We start from the raw sequence: 16,946 nt of genomic DNA, 5'->3' as shown, positions 1-16,946 counted from the left end.
GGCTCACCCTAGCGACATCACTGACACGCCCTTGTCTGGAAACTCCGGCCAGAAGACTGTGACGGTCAATCCGCCATTTTCTGTGTCAGACAGTGTCAACTTTCCCTGGTGTCGCTCAACAATGCGGGCAACAATGGCCAAACCCAGCCCAGCGCCTGAATGTTCCCCGCCACCCCGGTAGAAGCGTTGAAACAGCAAGTGTTTGTCAGCATCGCTCACGCCGGGTCCATTATCCTGAATCGTTAACTCCAGACCTCCTGTCCCCAGTTGCCAAAGCACTTCGACTTTGCCTCCTCTCCCGGCATGTTGCAGAGCGTTACCAACCAGATTCTGCAGCAAAATATCCAGACTGCCGGGCTCGAGAGTCAGGGACCATCCGGTACTTTCTTCGTTTCGCAAAAGCAGTTCGGTGCTCTGGTGCCAGGCAAGTGGCGCCAGCCCGGCAAGTACCTGTCGGCTAACGGCCAGGGGGTCGATCTCTGTCTTAGCGGATGGGCTATCCGGTTCGAGGCGAGCCAGCGTCAAGAGCTGGGAAACGACCCGGGTCGTGCGTTCGATGCCAGCTTTCAATGCCACCAGAGATGCCTGGCGATCCGTTTCATCGATGCTGGCCAGTGCATTTTGGGTGTGCAAGCTCAGGATTGACATGGGGGTGCGCAGCTCGTGAGCGGCATCCGCAATGAAATGTTGCTCCCGTTCACGCATGTCCTTTATTTGTGCCAGGAGGAAATTGATCGATTGCTGAATGGTCGCCAGTTCAGCTGGCAAGTTGGCTTCAGGCAGAGGGTTCAATGAACGAGGATCCCGGTTACGAACGTCCTCCGCCAGTTTTTCCAGCGGCTTTAACCCATAACCTATGGCGAGCCATAGCAGCAAAGCCAGCAGAGGCGCCCCCAGCAGCTCTGGCAATAGGCTGCGCAGAGCGATTTTGGTTACCAGTTCACCCCGCACATCCTGACGCTCGGCAAACAGGATCCGGTTCTGGCCATTCAATCCTGGCAGCACAAAGATTCGCCACTGGTCACCACTGGCCAGTTCATCAGCGTAGCCTGAGGTGATGTTGGTCAGTTGTTCTGCCGGCGCATTAAAGGATCTTAAAATCAGGTTGCCATCCTGCCAGACCTGAAAGACCACTTTACTCTCATAGGGGTGACCACCGCGGTTTTCCTCGAGCGTATTCAATTCTTCCAGCGTGCTGAGCAGACGAAGCTTTTCGACCTGACTCAACGGCGTATCGTTAAGGCCCGTAATCAGCTTGCTCAAAATACGAGCCTGCTGAGCCAGGTGAGCGTCGTACAGCTCTTCCACTTCGTGAGCGGCATCGTTAAAGCTGGTCCAGGCCATCAACGCACTGGCGCCGAGAAATAAAATGAGTGCGGCACCCAGGGTTCGCGTGCGGATGGACCTCAGTTTCATGGCCTCGCGTCCTTATCAAGTGCGTACCCCACGCCGCGTAATGTACGAATCAGCCCCGGGAACAGCTTTTTGCGTAAATGATGGATGTGCACCTCCAACGCATTGCTCTCAACGTCTTCATCCCACCCATACAGAAGCTGTTGAAGGTGATCCCGTGTGAAGACATGCCCTGGCTGATGGGCCAACTCATGAAGCAGGGCGAACTCGCGTCGTGTCAGACTGACTGGTGCATCCTGATAAAACACCGCCTGGCTGTTTAAATCCAGCCGCAGAATGCCCAGGTCCAGCTGGCTATTAGCCCGGCCAGCACTGCGGCGAAGCAGGGCTCGAATGCGGGCTTTGAGTTCGGTTATCTCAAACGGCTTTATCAGGTAATCGTCGGCGCCACTGTCCAACCCTGTGATACGATCAGTGACGGCATCACGAGCAGTCAGTATCAACACAGGTGTCGCTTTCCCTCCCGCACGCAATGCCTTCAGGACCGACAAACCGTCCAGGCCGGGCAAGCCAAGATCAAGCAGCACCAGATCGAACACCTCATGCTGTAGGGCGTGAACTGCCTGAAGACCGTCTGACAGGCAGTCGAGGGTGTACCCTTCAGACTTGAGTGCCGTGCGAATGCCTTCCCGCAGTGATGCATCGTCTTCAATCAGTAGTAACCGCATGAAATCATCACTCAGAGTGGGCGAGTGCCTGCATTCTGCAGAGTTTGCAATTGCACCTGCCATTGTTCAAGGTCGATTTCGCCCAGTGTACGCAGCTGGGTCTGCTCATTCCCGGCTTTATCAAAAAAGAGCAGGGCGGGCGGGCCAAAGAGTCCGTGTTGCTGCAGAAATTCAATTTGTTCGGCATTGTTGCGGGTTATATCCAACTGGAGAAAGCGGATGTCGCCGGCGTAACGCTGGGCACTGGTCTGGCTAAACACCTTGTCTTCCATTTCCTGGCAACTGGTGCACCAGTCAGCATAGAGATCCAACACCGCGACCTGGCCTCTGGATTGCGCAGTGAGCAGTTGAGCGGTTAGCGTGTCGACACTGGCCGTGCGCTGAAACAAAGTTTCCGATTCGACACGGTCGCCCGTCTGTCCAGCCGTATAATTCATGCCCGCCAGAGGTTGCAACGGGTCAGTATGACCGGCCATCGCGCCCAACAACAAGCTGGTTGAATAGATGCCCAGAGCCGCCGCAAGCCCGCGCCGGGTTTTCTGCCAACCGGTCTGCACCGAGCCCCCTAAACCGACATGAGCGGCGTAAACCAGCGCCAGCAGGCCCCACAGCGCCAGACTGAGATGGCCGGGAACAAAGCGTGCCACCAGGCTGATGGCAATGGCCAGCAGCACCACTCCGAAAAAGTTCTTAACGGCCACCATCCACATTCCTGCTTTTGGTAACAGCCGCCCACCACCCGCACCAACCAATAACAGGGGAGCACCCATGCCAAGGCTAAGCGCAAACAGAGCACCGCCGCCGAGCCAGGCGTTGCCGGTTGTACTGATATAGATGAGAGCACCGGCCAGTGGTGCCGAGACACAGGGCGAGACAACCAGGGCAGATACCAGTCCCATTAAGGCTGTACTGGCATATCGGCCAGCACCGCCGGATGCTGCCGAATCAGTTTGACTGACCCGGCTGAGACGATTGCGCAGAAAAGCCGGCACCTGAAGTTCATAAAAGCCAAACATGGCCAGGGACAGCATGACGAATACGCCGGCGAAGATACTCAGTGCGACAGGATTCTGCAGCGCACTTTGCAGATTGAGCCGAGCACCGAAAAACCCGACCAACACACCAGCCAGTGTGTAGGTGGTGGCCATTCCGAGCACATAGGCCAGTGACAAGCTCAGACCTTTGCGGGTGGTGATTTGCTCGCCCTGACCGGCAATGATGCCAGCCAGAATCGGGATCATGGGTAAAACACAGGGCGTAAAGGTGAGGCCCAAACCGAGTACAAAAAAGGTTCCAATGATCCAGAGTGTACTGGCCGAGGCCATCCAGGTAGCAAGGGCGCCGGAATTCTGTTCACCTGTGACCGTCACTGCCGGCATCTCAGTCATCACGTTAACCTGTGACGGTTGAGCCTTACCACCGATGACTGTGAACGTTCGGGTTTGTGGCGTGTAGCACAACCCCTCTTCAGCACACCCCTGGTATTGCACGCTCAACTCGAGAGGCTGAGCGTTGTTGTTCGGCAAGTTCGCCTGCATAACGGCCTGCTCATGAAAGACATCCACCTCCCCGAAGTAGGGATCCTGCTTCAGCTCCGGGAGGGTGATATAGGTGGGTGTAAGCGCCTTTCCGTTAACCGAAAGCGCGATTCGCGACTGATACAAATAATAGCCATCGGCGATGTCCCACTGGGCTTCAAAGCGCCCGGGATGGTCATCGCTTTGAGTAATCGAAGGCGAGAAGGCCTGGTCCGGTGAGAGAAACTCTTCGGCAATGGCAAACGACATTAACGTGATCAGCAGCACGATTGCCCATCGAATAGAGGCTGAGGTCATGAACGGAATCTCCAACTGGGTGATTCCCCCATCATCACTGCGCAACCTTAAGCAAATCTTAAGCGGCTCTTAAGAAAGCCTTAAGCAATTGGCTTCATCCTGACTGCCTAACCCATGACGAGGTAAGCCATGATGTTTCGCTCTGTTCAAATCCCGTCGTCTTCTATTGTGCGGCGAGCTGCCATTTCTCTGGCACTGATCCTGCTCCCACTGATGTCGGCCCAGGCGGCTGATATTACACCGGTCAATAAATCTGAATTAGCGCCAATGCGTGACTTCAATCTGACTGAAATAGGCGGTGGTGAGCTTAGTCTCGCCGAATTGCAGGGGCAGGTGGTATTGGTTGATTTTTGGGCTTCCTGGTGCGGCCCTTGCCGCGAGTCCTTTCCGTGGATGAACACGATTCAGCAACGTTATCAGGACGATGGCCTGGTAGTGCTGGGTATTAACCTGGATCAGGACGCCGCCGCAGCTGAATCCTTTCTAAAAACAGTGCCGGCTAATTTTACCCTGGCGCGCGACCCGGATGCTCGTCTCCCGGAAGCCTTTGGCCTGATCGGCATGCCTTCCAGTTATCTGCTTGATCGTCAGGGGCGCATCCGGGCTACCCACACTGGGTTCCATGCAAGCCGGGCCGATGACTATGAAGCCAGCATTCAACAACTATTGGCAGAGTAGGGGAGTACCACCATGAAGCCATTGATTATGTTAACGCTGATATTGCTGCTCGCCGGCTGTTCGAGTCTGGGGGTTAAGCCCTGGGAGCGGGATCTGTTGGCGCAGACCGATATGCAGCTGGTCAGTGATCCAATCGAAGCATCACTCGATGATCACGTGTATTTCAGTAAAGAAGGCAGCAGCGGAGGTCGCGGTTTTGGCGGCGGCGGCTGTGGTTGCAACTAGGAGCGACGATCAATGACTCACACCAACACCCGCCCCGCGCAAGGTGCTGAACTGGCCAGTATGCTGGCCGCCATCGGTTGCGCCGTCCTGTATGGCCTACCCAATCAGGCGGCAGCCGGTGAACTGGAGAAATGGGACTTCGATGCTGCCCTGTTGCAGTATGTTGAAAGCGATAATCGGGTGCAGGCGACCGAAGCTGTGGTCGGTGCAACACGCAACTTCGATACCGAGACCAGCCTGAACCTCAAACTGACATTTGATTCGCTGACCGGCGCGTCACCTAACGGTGCCATGACCGATGACCAGCCGCAGACCTTTACCCGTCCATCCGGTAAAGGGCGTTATACGGTAGCCGGCGGCGAGCTGCCGCTCGATGATACGTTTCATGATGAGCGCACAACCGTTGCCGCACAATGGTCTGCTCCGCTGGGGCGGGACTGGAGTTATTCAGGAGGGCTTCAGTATTCAGCTGAGCACGATTATCAATCCAGAGGGGTTAATGCCAGCATTTCGCGCTTTTTTAACCAGAAAAACACAACCTTAACCGTCGCTTCCAACCTGTCACTGGACACAGTCAACCCGGAAGGTGGTGTGCCTGTGGGGCTGAGTGAAGTCGCAGAGTGGGGGAGTCCTACCTTTTCGTCTGATTTTGCCAACAGTCGAGATGGGTCTACGGCCGACAAGCAAATCCTTGATCTGGTGCTTGGCGTCACCCAGATCATCGATCGACGCACCCTGATGCAGTTCAACTACAGCCTGAGCTTAAGTGATGGCTACCAGACCGATCCTTATAAACTGGTCAGTGTGTACGACCAGGCTGGCGGCACTGTACAAGGCTACCGGTACGAAGCCCGACCGGATAGCCGGTTGAAGCAAGCCGTATTCTGGCAGACCAAGTACCAGGCGCCGAATGATGACATCATCGAAGGCAGCTATCGCTATTTGTTTGACGATTGGGGCTTGGATTCGCACACCCTGGATCTGAAATACCGATGGCGCTTTGCCAACCAGTATCTGGAGCCTCAGGTACGCTGGTATCGTCAGTCCGCCGTTGACGCCTACCAGCCGTACGTCACCACGGCGCAGTTGGCAGAAGACCCGCAAGCCCTGACCGCGGACTACCGTCTGGGTGATTTCGATGCCTGGACACTGGGCCTGCGCTACGGCTATCGCTTTACGGACGATCGGGAGGTCTACACCCGACTGGCAGCCTATCGGCAAATGCCTCGCGACGTTGAGTCCGATGTCACGCCTGCCGATGCGGCTGATTTGCCGGATATGACAGCATTGATGTTGACGGTTGGCGTGTCGTTCTAATGATCTCGCGGCAGGTAAGCGTCAGATGGCAGGGCGACCTATGGACAGGGCACTTTGATGCCATGGCCAGCTCCTGCGAGATCCTGCTGGCGTTGCCATTTGAGCAGGCTGAGCTGGCAGGGCGCCTAGCCCGGTTGGCTGCGGCTGAAGTTTGGCGCATCGAACAGCGATACAGCCGTTACCGCCCGGACAACCTGTTCGCGGCATTGCACAGCCGGCCGGGGCAGGCTCAGCGGGTCGATGCCGAAACAGCCCGTTTATTGAACTTTGCCGACCAGGCGTGGCGGCTTTCAGGCGGCCGGTTTGATGTGACCTCTGGGCTATTGCGACGCGTGTGGACCTTTGATGGCAGCGATCGTCTGCCTGACGATGACGCCATTAAAGCGCTCTTGCCCCTAATCGGCTGGCAGAGAGTCACTTGGCTCAGCGGAACAGTGGATTCGTCGGGTGAAGTCGCGGGCGGTTCGTTGACGCTGCCTGAGGGCATGGAGCTGGATTTCGGTGGTATTGGTAAGGAATACGCCGCAGACCGGGCCCTGGGTTTGTGTATGAAAGCCATCCCGGCGCGCTGGCGTCAGTCTGGTATGCTCATCAATCTGGGAGGTGATCTGGCCTGTAATGGACCACGAGCGCCGGAGCAACCCTGGCGCGTAGGCGTGGAATCGCCACATGAAGATGACCAACAGCCGCTATTGCTCGAATTGTGGCGCGGAGGATTAGCAACATCGGGCGATAGCCGTCGGTATCTGCTGCGAAATGGCAAACGCTATAGCCACTTACTGGATCCCAAGACTGGCTGGCCAATCGAACAAGCCCCGAGATCCGTCACTGTGGCTGCGCCCAGTTGCATTCAAAGCGGTCTCGTTGCTAGCCTCGCCATGCTGCAAGGTGCGTCCGCAGCTGAGTACCTTAATAGTATCGGTTTGCCGCATTGGGTCATTAGTGAATGATCAGGTGACGATGTTACGCGTCGTGATACAGACGTGGCATTAAAATGGGGTTAACGGATAGTCGGTGTAAAAAAGCTTATTTAAGGGCGTTATATTCAATTGATCACTATTTCCTGTAATAAAGATTACAGGAAATAGTTACTTAGGATAACCCAGCCCAACTACCTTCCCTGGTTTCATCCCGGTCTTACCGCCTTTGATCTGGCTTCAGCAACCCGGGATTCTCCTGATAACGAACGAATGCTGCTTTTGCTTTAAAGTGCGCGGCCGGTATCCAATTGTTTGGCCAGCCGCATGGCTTCGTGCTCTTCCAGTTCGAGAAGCGACATCATCAACTCGCGCGAGGTGGCCGTTTCGGCCTTGCCAATCAGGCTGTGATACAGATTGATCAGTTGCGTGTGATAATCGAAAACCTCGCGACAGATGGCTTCATAGTCGAGCTCGGCATACGGCACGGTGCAGGTTCTGTGCGACTTGACCGGTCCATTCGACAGATAATCATAAACATGGGTTTTCAATGCCTTTTGATCCGTTTCCTGCTCAAAACGACCCACCATCTGTTCCAGCGCTTTTTCGTGATCGGCCAGATATTCGAGTAAGGCCCTGGCTCTATCGTCAGGCTGAGACCGGGCACTGTCTGTCATGCAACGGCTCAGGTGCTGGTGTAACTCACGACTCCAGTCGATCAGATCTTCAAACGTTTTGATGTCCAAAATGTGCTCCCACTCATGTATGGCTGGTACTACCCATGTGCATGTCGATGCACCAATTTCAACCGTCAGCGGTCCATGTTTGACGCTCTGTTGCCAGAAAACGAAGTCTTCCTGCCATGACACACGCTTAGGGTAACCCGGCCCGGACTGCTATACTCGCCAGCCCGCACCGGGATGACCGACCAACCAGGAGTGACTGTTTGAACGACCGCTTGAACAAGACCATCAATTACCGCGAGCTGATTCTGAACGCAGAGCAAAAGTCTACTGACAACAACCTCCCCCACAAGGCGTTGTCATACGACGGAGAACCGCTGCAGACGGCCGAGCTGAAACGTTGCATGATGTTGGGTGTCGCGGCCAGAAATGCCCTGACCTTTACTTCAAAAGACCCGTTGCGCAACGCGCCCGAGATTTGCCTGGCCGCCAGTAGCGCCCTGACCGAAGCGGGCTTTGAACATGAAGTCACCCTGGGCAACCTGGTGCGTCGCGGCAAACATCTGGTTAGCAATGTGGCGGCCAATGCGATCATCGAAGCCTATAAATCAGCAGATTCAGGCGCTCGCCCCAATTACTACTGCTGGATTACGCTTAACGATGGCTCGGTCTTCGACTTTGCGCTCCTGTCCGAAGTCAAACCACCGGTTAGAGCCCCCATTCAGAAAGGCCGGGTGCGCCCCCCCAAACCCAAAAAGCCCAACCTGGCCGACACCGTTCTGATGCTCAACCCAACCGAACACGGCACTCTGTACCGTTATGTTCCCGAAGTGGTGGGCTATGATGTGTTGCAAACCCTGGTTAACCGGACACCGGGACGCTAATAGACCAGACACCCCTGCAACGACTGAGGTGACACGATGTGCGGCGCCATCAATAACGTCTCCGATTTCCCCCTGCTCGACCCGTTACTGGGGCTGGCAGGTTATTCGGAGGCGGAAATCCGCTCGGTTCTCAACAAACGCGAATGCCGGCCAACCGATGACGTGCTGGCCCTGGTGCCAACGAAGCAAGGGCCGCGGCTGATGGCGGCCACCTGGTGGCTGAAGCTGGACCCCGATACCTTGTTGCCGGATACGCGCTGGAACACCTTCAACTGCCGTTCTGGGCAGATTCTGAAATCCCCTCTGCACCAGATGGCGCCTAAAAGTTACCGGGCGGTCGTTATTACCGATGGATTCTATGAGTGGCAACCGCGCTACTCCGGTGGCCGGCTTTATTCCGACTTGTCGGCTGAAGAGCGACAACATCTGCCCAGGCCCCAATCCAAACAACGCCACTGGATCCATAGGCCCGGGGAATTGATGCTGCTTGGTGCCCTGTGCAAACACTGGCTGGACGCTGAAGGTAACCCCAAGGTGTCGGTGGGTGTGATCACCCTGCCCCCGCACCCGGCGTTTCTGGATGTTCACGCCAAGTCGTTCCCACTGGTTCTGCGACCGGATGAGCTGGAGGACTGGATGAACCCCCGGCTCAGGCACGAACAATTCGAGTCTCTGTTTGTGCAGACCGAGGTTCGGGTCGACGTCGAAGTACAGGCTATTAATGACCAGGAATTTGATTTGATTCCCGAAGAGCCTCTAATACTGCGGGCTCCACAGGTTTAATTGACTACCGTGTAGATGAAATGGAACCTGACCAGGCAGGTTTAACGGCCTCTTTATAGTGTTTTCGGCACATCGACACGTACCGGTCGTTTCCGCCAATCTCAACCTGATCCCCCTCGCTGATTGCCTGGCCGTGTTCATCCAGCCTGGCCACCATGATGGCTTTTCGCCCGCAGTGGCAAACCGTTTTCAGTTCATTCAGTTTATCCGCCAGTGCCAGCAAACGGGCTGAACCCGGGAACAGGTTGCCCAGAAAGTCGGAACGAATGCCGTAACACAGCACGGGCACCCCGGCTTCATCCACCAGATCGGAGAGCTGGTTAACCTGCTCGGTGGTCAGAAACTGGGCCTCATCAACCAGAATGCAATCGGTATGACCCTCAAATGCGGCAAACCAGGCTTTCAGATCGGTCGTTTCGGTAAAGGTGTCGGCGGCTTTTTCCAGGCCGATGCGCGAACTGATGCGCCCTGCCCCATAGCGCTGATCAATTTGCGCCGTCAGCAGACGCGTTGTCATGCCACGTTCCCGGTAGTTGTATTCCGATTGCAGCAAGGAGGTGGATTTTCCAGCATTCATTGCTGAATAGTAAAAATAGAGCTGAGCCATGGGGGCATCCTGATCCGGGGTTTCAATACAGCGGTTGAGGGGGAATAATAGCGTGCGATTGATCGTCGTTATAGGTAAAACGGGCGATTTCATGAATTCGGGAACTCATCGGGAACAGGGCAGCCATGCGCATCATTTCGTTCAATATCAATGGCATACGTGCCAGACTTCATCAACTGGAAGCACTGCGCGACCGGCAAAAGCCGGATATCCTCTGTCTGCAGGAGATCAAGGTACACGACGATATGTACCCGCACCCGGCGGTCGAAGCGGCTTCCGGCTTCGGGTCGGTGACCCATGGCCAGAAAGGCCACTATGGCGTTGCCACCCTGACGGCAGAACCGCCTCAAACGGTTCAACGGGGGTTTGCCGGCGATTCCGAAGACGATCAGAAACGCCTGATCATCACCCATCACCCACTCACAGAGGGCCGGCATCTGACGGTTATCAACGGTTATTTCCCTCAGGGCGAAAACGTCGGCCACGAGACCAAATGGCCCGCCAAACGGAAGTTTTATGCCGATCTGACGCAATGGCTGGAAACCGAAGCCAAGCCCGACGACCTGCTGGTCATCCTGGGCGATTTCAACATCGCACCGGTGGATGAAGACATCGGCATTGGTGAGAAAAACGCCCAGCGCTGGCTGCGCGAAGGCAAATCGGCTTTCCAGCCGGAGGAAAGGGCGTGGTTCGAGAAGCTGCGCACCTGGGGCCTGACTGACAGCTACCGCCACCTGTATCCAGACACCAACGACCGCTTCAGCTGGTTCGATTACCGCTCACGAGGCTTTGAAGATGACCCCAAACGCGGCCTGCGCATCGACCACATTATGGTCTCCCAGCCGCTGGTACCACTAATTACAGGCGCTGGCATCGATTACGAGACCCGGGGTCTGGAAAAGCCTTCAGATCATGCTCCGGTCTGGCTGGATCTGGATTTGACCCTGGGCCATCTGGCACTGTGATTGTATAAACGAAAAAGCCGCCTTACGGCGGCTCTGTTTCCTAAAGACGTCACTGTTTCGCCGTCGCCTAACTCAGCGATTCTACTTCAAAACCTTTTCCGGCCAGCTCATCCGCATGCTTGCGATCGGTAACCACGGCTTTTGAGGCATTACCCTCATCAAAGTACGTCTCGGCAACGCGTTTCACGTCGGCCGCTGTTACGCCCAGCAAGGCCTCACGATAGGCTTTGCGGAACTCATCGGAGCGTCCGAAAAGTCGGTTCTGAAAGGCTTGCTTGGCTTCACCGGCCGGTGAACCGGGCTTATCCATTGAGCTGATGACACCCAGAATCGAGGATTCGACCTGCTCCTGGTTAACGCCCTGCCCGGTTACCCAGTCGAGACTGGCGCGGAAATCGTCCAGCGTGCCTTCAATGCGCGGGTCGCGGTAGGAGTAAAAGCGGAAGGTGCCGGTGTTGCTGTCGTGCGACGCCCCACCACCGTAGGCTCCGCCCTGCTCACGGATTGTCCGGTGCAGGAAGTTATCGCGCAGTACGCCACCAAGAACCGTCAAGGGTGCTGAATCTTCATGACCCGGCATCACGGTTCTATAGGCCGCTGAGCAGAAATTCACCTGAGTGTTAACGCTCCAGGCGGTGTTCTGTTTGGGCATCAGCCAGTCGGCTGTCTGGGTGGTTGGCTCAAGGTTAGATTCCCGGTTTTGCAACCCCTGCTCTCTCAGCACTCCGGTAAGCGAGTCCAGTTCGCCGGGTTCGGCGATCAACACCGCATGAGAACGCTGTTGCTGAATCTTCTGATGCAGGTTGCTAATGCCGGCCAGCCACTCGTTCAGCGCTGTCTGGTCATCAGAAAAGGCATCGACCCAGCCCTTCACCCGACGAATGGCGGGCAAGCCGCCCATATCGTAGGTCAGTGCACTGGCACGGGTATGGAAGGCGCTGCTGGTCTGCATGGCCAGCACATGGCCCTGACCGGTCACGCTTTGCTGACGCCGCGCACTCAGTTGTTTGAGCAAATCAAAGACACGAGCGCTTTCATCGAAACGCGGCGCCGACCAGTGCTGAGTCAGTATCTGGGTCAGCTCATCGACATGGCGAACCAGGGCCCGCCCTGAAAGCACCACATAGCCGGCGACTTCATTGGCGCTTTCCAGCGGGTTACGGAATTGGCTGTAGAAACTGACACTGCCAGTGCGGGCGGCCTGCCATTGCTGCATAGCCAGGTAGTCCTTATCGCCGGCACCAATCTCGGTGAGCAAGGCGGTATAGACCGGTAGCAGTGCCAGTTCGTCGGCAGTTAAGGTTGGCAGCGGTACAAACCATTGTTCATAGGCAATGCCATTGGTGCCGGCGGTATAACGAGTAATGTCGTCGCTGGCAGCCGGGGCGATGCGTTTTACATCGGGCTTAACGTCGGCCAGCGTTACCTTGGGCAACAGGCCGACATCGTCTTCCTGTTCCTGCCGGGTCTTCAACTTGCTGGCCTGCTCGACCAGTCGCTGTTTTTCTTCATCGGTCAGACTCGCCTGAATGCGGGCCAGGCGGGCCGCTTCGTTATCGAGCTGACGCTGGTGAAGTTCCGCATCGGGCCGCAGAGTCAGACGAACCCGATGTACGTTATCGAGCAACAGCTTGCGAATCAGGCCTGGAATATAAGCCGGGTCCTGGCTGCGCTCGCGCAGAATGGCCAGAGTCGGGTCAATGTCGAGTGACTCCATCACCGAACCGCCATGGGTGGCCGCCCCAATGACCGAGAAGATCAGTTGCAGACCATAGGGCGCGCTGTCACCGGTGATTTCGCGCTGCGACAATTCCAGCTGATGCAGCATGGCTTCCACGTCTTCATAGGGGACACCGGTTTGTTCTACTTGCTCAAGCGTTTCGATGACCAGACGCTCAAAATCGGCGGCTTTCTCAGGCTCACTGCCTTCCAGACCACAGAGAAACATCATTTCCCGGTTCGAGTCTTCTAGGCCGCACATCGGCGACGGGTTGCTGCCGATGTCGGTCTGTTCGAGTGCCTTGCGCAACGGTGAAGAGCTGTTATCGAGCAACACATCGCTCAACAGGTGGGCTTCCAGCTGCCCAAGCAAATCAGTCGATTCGCCCAGTAACCAACCCATAACATGGTGTGTTTTACCGCTAAGATCACCGGGTTCGGCAGCATAGGCATTCTCAACCCGCAAAACCGAATTATAGCGCCGCTCCAAGGGCACCGACAGTTTATGGTCGAGCGCTTCAAAGCGGTGCAACGCCTGTTCGTGAACCCGCTTTTGTACGTCCACAGCCGGGCGGTTACCAAAGGTAAAAAAGGTCGCGTTGCTGGGGTGGTAATGCGTTTTATAGAAAGCCTTCAGATCTTCATAGGTCAGATCCGGAATCGCCTCCGGGTCGCCGCCACTGTTGAAGTGATAGGTATTGTTGGGAAACAGGTAGTGTTTGGCCGCCTGATACAACTGACTGACCGGCGAACTCATGGCGCCCTTCATTTCATTGAACACCACTCCCTTAAACGTCAGCGGTGAAGCCGGGTTGTCGGGCTCGGTGAACTCCAAACGGTGCCCTTCCTGCAGAAAGTCGAGTTCGTTGAGGTTGGAGAAAAACACCGCGTCCAGATAGACGCTGAGCAGGTTTTCATAATCCTGATCGTTCTCACTGGCAAACGGATAAGCCGTCCAGTCGCTACTGGTCATGGCGTTCATAAAGGTATTCAGCGATCGTCGTGTCATCATGAAAAACGGGTCACGCACCGGGAACTGCTCGCTGCCACACAACGCCGTGTGCTCAAGAATGTGCGCTACACCTGAGGAATCCTTGGGCATGGTGCGCAACGCCACCATAAAGACATTCTCGGGGTTATCGGAACTGATGTGAAAGTGATCGGCTCCGGTGTTGCGATGCCGGTAATGTTCCAGTGTCACATTCAGTGAGTCGATGGTGCGGGATTCGATGGCGTCGAAAGCGGTGTGCGCATTAAGAGTCATACAGCGAAAATACCTTGATTAATGTACCCCTAATAATGGGGCAATGGGGCCAACTGGCAAGCCCCAAATGCATGATTTTGCACTCTTATGACCATCGAACCAGGCTATCGCTCTGGTGAATCCGACAAACAGACGTTGTTTTACTAGACTGAAAGTCATCGAATCACGCCAATTCGCGGTTATCTCTTTCATGACTCGACAGATTCCGTAGAATAGCGGCCCTTTTGGGGATACGAGGACGCCATGTCAGACTTTATACAGGGCCAGCGCTGGCTGGCTGATGGTGAGCCCGAGCTTGGGCTCGGAATGGTGCAAGGTACCGATGCGCGCACTGTCACTCTCTATTTCCCTGCTGTCGACGATGAGCGCTGCTATGCGCTGCGCCAGCCTCCCCTGACCCGCATCCGCTTCGAGCGCGGCGAGGAATTCCAGCGCCGCGATCAGCGCAAGGCGGAAGTTAAGGCGGTGCACGATCTCAACGGGCTCCATGTGTATGAAACGCTCGATGGCGAGATGGTACCGGAAACCGAACTGGCCGATACCCTGGATAGAAACAGCCCGCTGACCCGGCTGATGACCGGCCAGACTGACCACCCCAACTGGTTTAATTTTCGCGCAGCCCTGAATGCCGGGCATCAGGCCATCTGGTCGGCCCACTTGAATGGCCTGCTCGGGACTCGTTCTGCTTTACTACCGCATCAGCTGTATGTGGCAAAACAGGCGACTGAACGCACCCGGGTTCGTGCCCTGTTGTCCGATGAAGTGGGGCTGGGAAAAACCATAGAAGCCGGGTTGATCATCAACCGCCTGTTGCAGCAAGGCCGGGCCAGTCGGGTACTGATTGCCGTGCCCGATGCTCTTCAGGCACAGTGGCTGGTTGAGCTGGTTCGCCGTTTCTCCCTGCACTGTGAGTTCTATCAGTCGGAAGACCACGATTTTGGCATGGGTCAGGTGCACCTGATCCCGCACCGGTTATTGAACGACATCGAAGAAATGCCCTGGATTACTGCCCAGGAATGGGATGTCTTGGTGGTTGACGAGGCGCATCATCTGTCGCTCGATGACGCTGAAGTCCTGGATGACACCGAAAGCTGGGTGGCGCTCGCCCGAAAAACTCCCCATTTGCTGTTATTGACGGCCACGCCAGAGCAATTGGGCCAGGAAGCGCATTTTCAGCGGCTGCAATTGCTTGATGCCTCCCGCTTTACCCGTTTTGAAGATTACCAGGCCGATGAGTCCCACTTTATTGAACTGTCTTCGGTTGCAACTGCTCTGTACAACGACGACATCGACGACGCCCTGCTCGACCGACTGGCTTCACTGGGTATTGAGTGGCATAACGACAGCCGACGCGCCCTAGCCGATGTACTGGACCGTCATGGACCGGGCCGCGTGGTTTACCGCAACACCCGGCGGGGTGTCTCAGGCTTTTTCCCGCGTGAGGTGCATACCCATCCGGCAGAATCTGAAGCTCAGCGTCAGCAGTGGCTGGTTGACTGGCTGAAAGCCAACCGGACCGAGAAAGTATTGCTGATAACCCAGACCGCAGAGGTTGCCCAGGAACTGTCGCACCATCTCTGGCATGACCACGGCCTGGAATCAACCGCCTTTCATGAAGGGCTGAACCTGATCGAACGTGACCGTGCCGCCGCCCACTTCGCCAAAGACGAAGACGGTGCCCAAGTTCTGGTGTGTTCAGAAATTGGCGGTGAGGGCCGTAATTTTCAGTTCAGTCATCACCTGGTGCTGTGGGACCTGCCTCACCACCCGGACGTACTCGAACAGCGCATCGGCCGGCTGGACCGCATCGGGCAAGACCAGACGATTCACATCCACCTGCCCTTTTTGCCTGACGGCCCCGATGCCGTGCGCCTGCGCTGGTATCACGACGTGCTTGGCTGTATCGAAACGCTGCAGCCGGCCGCCGGTGCCATCCACGAGCGCTTTGCTGACACCTGGTTCGCCAATCCGGATGACAGTGCCCTGACGACGGAAGTCCGGCAATCGCTGGATGAACTGAACCGGGAGCTTGAATCCGGCCGCGACGTCATGCTGGAGCTGAATTCCTGCCGGCAACCCGAAGCAGACGAACTCGCCATTCAGGTCGCCGAACTGGAACAGAACACGGCGGAAAACGTCGTGGAAATGGCTGCCAACCTGCTCAACCTGCATTTTGAGACGCTGGATGACGGCATTTTCGAGCTGATACCGTCAGACAACATGATGATTCCGGTTATTCCCGGCATTCCGGAAGGCGGTGCTGTCATTACCTTTGACCGGCAACGGGCTCTGGTGCGTGAAGATGTGCTCTTTGTCTCCTGGGAACACCCGCTGATCGTGGGGTTTATGGATATTCTGTCCGGCACCCAGCTCGGTCAGGCCAGTGTTGCCCTGCTTGAAACCAAACAGGTACCGGCCGGCCAGGTGTTGCTGGAAGTTCAGTGGCAAATTGCCATTCCGCCGCGGCTTGCCCATGCGCTCAAACCGTACCTGAATCACAACCTGCTGCGCACCCTCACCCTGGAAGGCGGTACCGCCGATCTGTCTTCAGCGCTGACGGAAGCGTCGCTCGCCCCTCAGATCAAGACGTTGCCGGTAAAAATGGTGCGCAAGCTGATTCAATCGGCCAAAGAGCGTATTCCACCCATTTACGACGTTGGTCTGGGCCACGCCAAGGCACAATTCGATGTTGCGGTAGCGGATGCCCGCCGCGAACACGAGGCTGCCAGTGACGCCAAGATCGAACGCACGCGTTACCTGGCCAGCGTAAACCCGCTGGTGAACGAACAGGATGTGGTGAAAGCCGAAATGCAGGCCGAAATGCAGCGCCAGGCCTGGGATGATGTCGAGTTGCAGCCAGTCGGTGTGCGGATGATTCTTTGCGCCCCGCCGGGTACCGTCTGACCCGGCGCCCCCGCTCTATACACAAAACATACAGAAGCAAAGGCCGTCAACGAGTGGCGGCCTTTGGCTTTCTGGTTTAGTGTG

The 16,946-nt window shown here is 56.3% G+C and carries 14 protein-coding genes; 8 read left to right on the top strand and 6 right to left on the bottom strand.

All coding sequences use genetic code 11. The features are described from left to right. Nucleotides 1–3: 3 nt before the first annotated feature. Genes ACHUE7_RS06940 through dsbD form a run of 3 tightly spaced genes read right to left on the bottom strand, consistent with a single transcriptional unit; the run spans nucleotide 4 to nucleotide 3,916 of the window. Nucleotides 4–1,416, bottom strand: coding sequence for an ATP-binding protein (locus ACHUE7_RS06940; protein ID WP_394169338.1), 1,413 nt, complete (start codon nucleotides 1,414–1,416; stop codon nucleotides 4–6). Further along, entirely contained in the window at nucleotides 1,413–2,081 is a 669-nt protein-coding gene (locus ACHUE7_RS06935; RefSeq protein WP_394169337.1) for a response regulator, read from the bottom strand. Before ACHUE7_RS06935 ends, ACHUE7_RS06940 begins: the two co-directional genes overlap by 4 nt. An 11-nt stretch (nucleotides 2,082–2,092) precedes the next feature. After that, nucleotides 2,093–3,916 carry a protein-disulfide reductase DsbD gene (gene dsbD / locus ACHUE7_RS06930; protein WP_394169336.1) on the bottom strand — a complete coding sequence of 608 codons (1,824 nt, stop codon included), beginning with the start codon at nucleotides 3,914–3,916 and terminating at the stop codon, nucleotides 2,093–2,095. A gap of 129 nt (nucleotides 3,917–4,045) precedes the next feature. On the opposite strand from dsbD, the gene ACHUE7_RS06925 reads away from it, so the two are divergent. From ACHUE7_RS06925 to ACHUE7_RS06910, 4 genes are all read left to right on the top strand, one after another. Further along, a complete protein-coding gene (locus tag ACHUE7_RS06925) occupies nucleotides 4,046–4,594 on the top strand; it encodes a TlpA disulfide reductase family protein (RefSeq protein WP_394169335.1) in 549 nt (182 codons plus the stop codon). Nucleotides 4,595–4,606: 12 nt separating this feature from the next. Then, on the top strand, nucleotides 4,607–4,819 hold the full coding sequence (locus tag ACHUE7_RS06920) for a DUF4266 domain-containing protein (RefSeq protein ID WP_394169334.1): 213 nt from the start codon (nucleotides 4,607–4,609) through the stop codon (nucleotides 4,817–4,819). A 12-nt stretch (nucleotides 4,820–4,831) separates the two neighbouring features. Further along, nucleotides 4,832–6,136 carry a DUF3570 domain-containing protein gene (locus ACHUE7_RS06915; RefSeq protein ID WP_394169333.1) on the top strand — a complete coding sequence of 435 codons (1,305 nt, stop codon included), beginning with the start codon at nucleotides 4,832–4,834 and terminating at the stop codon, nucleotides 6,134–6,136. A 62-nt stretch (nucleotides 6,137–6,198) separates the two neighbouring features. Continuing rightward, the gene (locus ACHUE7_RS06910) at nucleotides 6,199–7,086 is read left to right on the top strand and encodes an FAD:protein FMN transferase (protein WP_394169332.1); all 888 of its coding nucleotides are present in this window, start codon (nucleotides 6,199–6,201) and stop codon (nucleotides 7,084–7,086) included. Nucleotides 7,087–7,340: 254 nt separating this feature from the next. On the opposite strand, the gene ACHUE7_RS06905 is transcribed toward ACHUE7_RS06910, so the two are convergent. Further along, nucleotides 7,341–7,799: an ATPase gene (locus tag ACHUE7_RS06905; protein WP_394169331.1), complete on the bottom strand. Its 459-nt coding sequence runs from the start codon at nucleotides 7,797–7,799 to the stop codon at nucleotides 7,341–7,343. A 200-nt stretch (nucleotides 7,800–7,999) separates the two neighbouring features. On the opposite strand from ACHUE7_RS06905, the gene ACHUE7_RS06900 reads away from it, so the two are divergent. Together ACHUE7_RS06900 and ACHUE7_RS06895 are read left to right on the top strand one after the other, a co-directional pair. Continuing rightward, nucleotides 8,000–8,620, top strand: coding sequence for a hypothetical protein (locus tag ACHUE7_RS06900; RefSeq protein ID WP_394169330.1), 621 nt, complete (start codon nucleotides 8,000–8,002; stop codon nucleotides 8,618–8,620). A gap of 36 nt (nucleotides 8,621–8,656) precedes the next feature. Then, a complete protein-coding gene (locus tag ACHUE7_RS06895) occupies nucleotides 8,657–9,403 on the top strand; it encodes an SOS response-associated peptidase family protein (protein ID WP_394169329.1) in 747 nt (248 codons plus the stop codon). Between the two features lie 4 nt (nucleotides 9,404–9,407). Here ACHUE7_RS06895 and ACHUE7_RS06890 read toward each other — a convergent pair whose 3' ends face one another. Further along, a complete protein-coding gene (locus ACHUE7_RS06890) occupies nucleotides 9,408–10,010 on the bottom strand; it encodes a thymidine kinase (protein WP_394169328.1) in 603 nt (200 codons plus the stop codon). 125 nt (nucleotides 10,011–10,135) lie between these two features. Here ACHUE7_RS06890 and xthA point away from each other — a divergent pair, with 125 nt between their 5' ends. Continuing rightward, entirely contained in the window at nucleotides 10,136–10,975 is an 840-nt protein-coding gene (xthA, locus tag ACHUE7_RS06885) for an exodeoxyribonuclease III (protein WP_394169327.1), read from the top strand. A 67-nt stretch (nucleotides 10,976–11,042) separates the two neighbouring features. On the opposite strand, the gene ACHUE7_RS06880 is transcribed toward xthA, so the two are convergent. Continuing rightward, nucleotides 11,043–13,958: an insulinase family protein gene (locus ACHUE7_RS06880; protein WP_394169326.1), complete on the bottom strand. Its 2,916-nt coding sequence runs from the start codon at nucleotides 13,956–13,958 to the stop codon at nucleotides 11,043–11,045. Between the two features lie 243 nt (nucleotides 13,959–14,201). On the opposite strand from ACHUE7_RS06880, the gene ACHUE7_RS06875 reads away from it, so the two are divergent. Beyond that, a complete protein-coding gene (locus ACHUE7_RS06875; protein WP_394169325.1) occupies nucleotides 14,202–16,862 on the top strand; it encodes a helicase-related protein in 2,661 nt (886 codons plus the stop codon). The last annotated feature ends 84 nt before the right edge of the window (nucleotides 16,863–16,946 follow it).

It is taken from the genome of Saccharospirillum alexandrii (genome assembly GCF_043641555.1).
In the GTDB taxonomy this organism is placed as follows: Bacteria; Pseudomonadota; Gammaproteobacteria; order Pseudomonadales; family Natronospirillaceae; genus Saccharospirillum; species Saccharospirillum alexandrii_A.
This window is presented reverse-complemented; position numbering and strand designations above follow the sequence as displayed.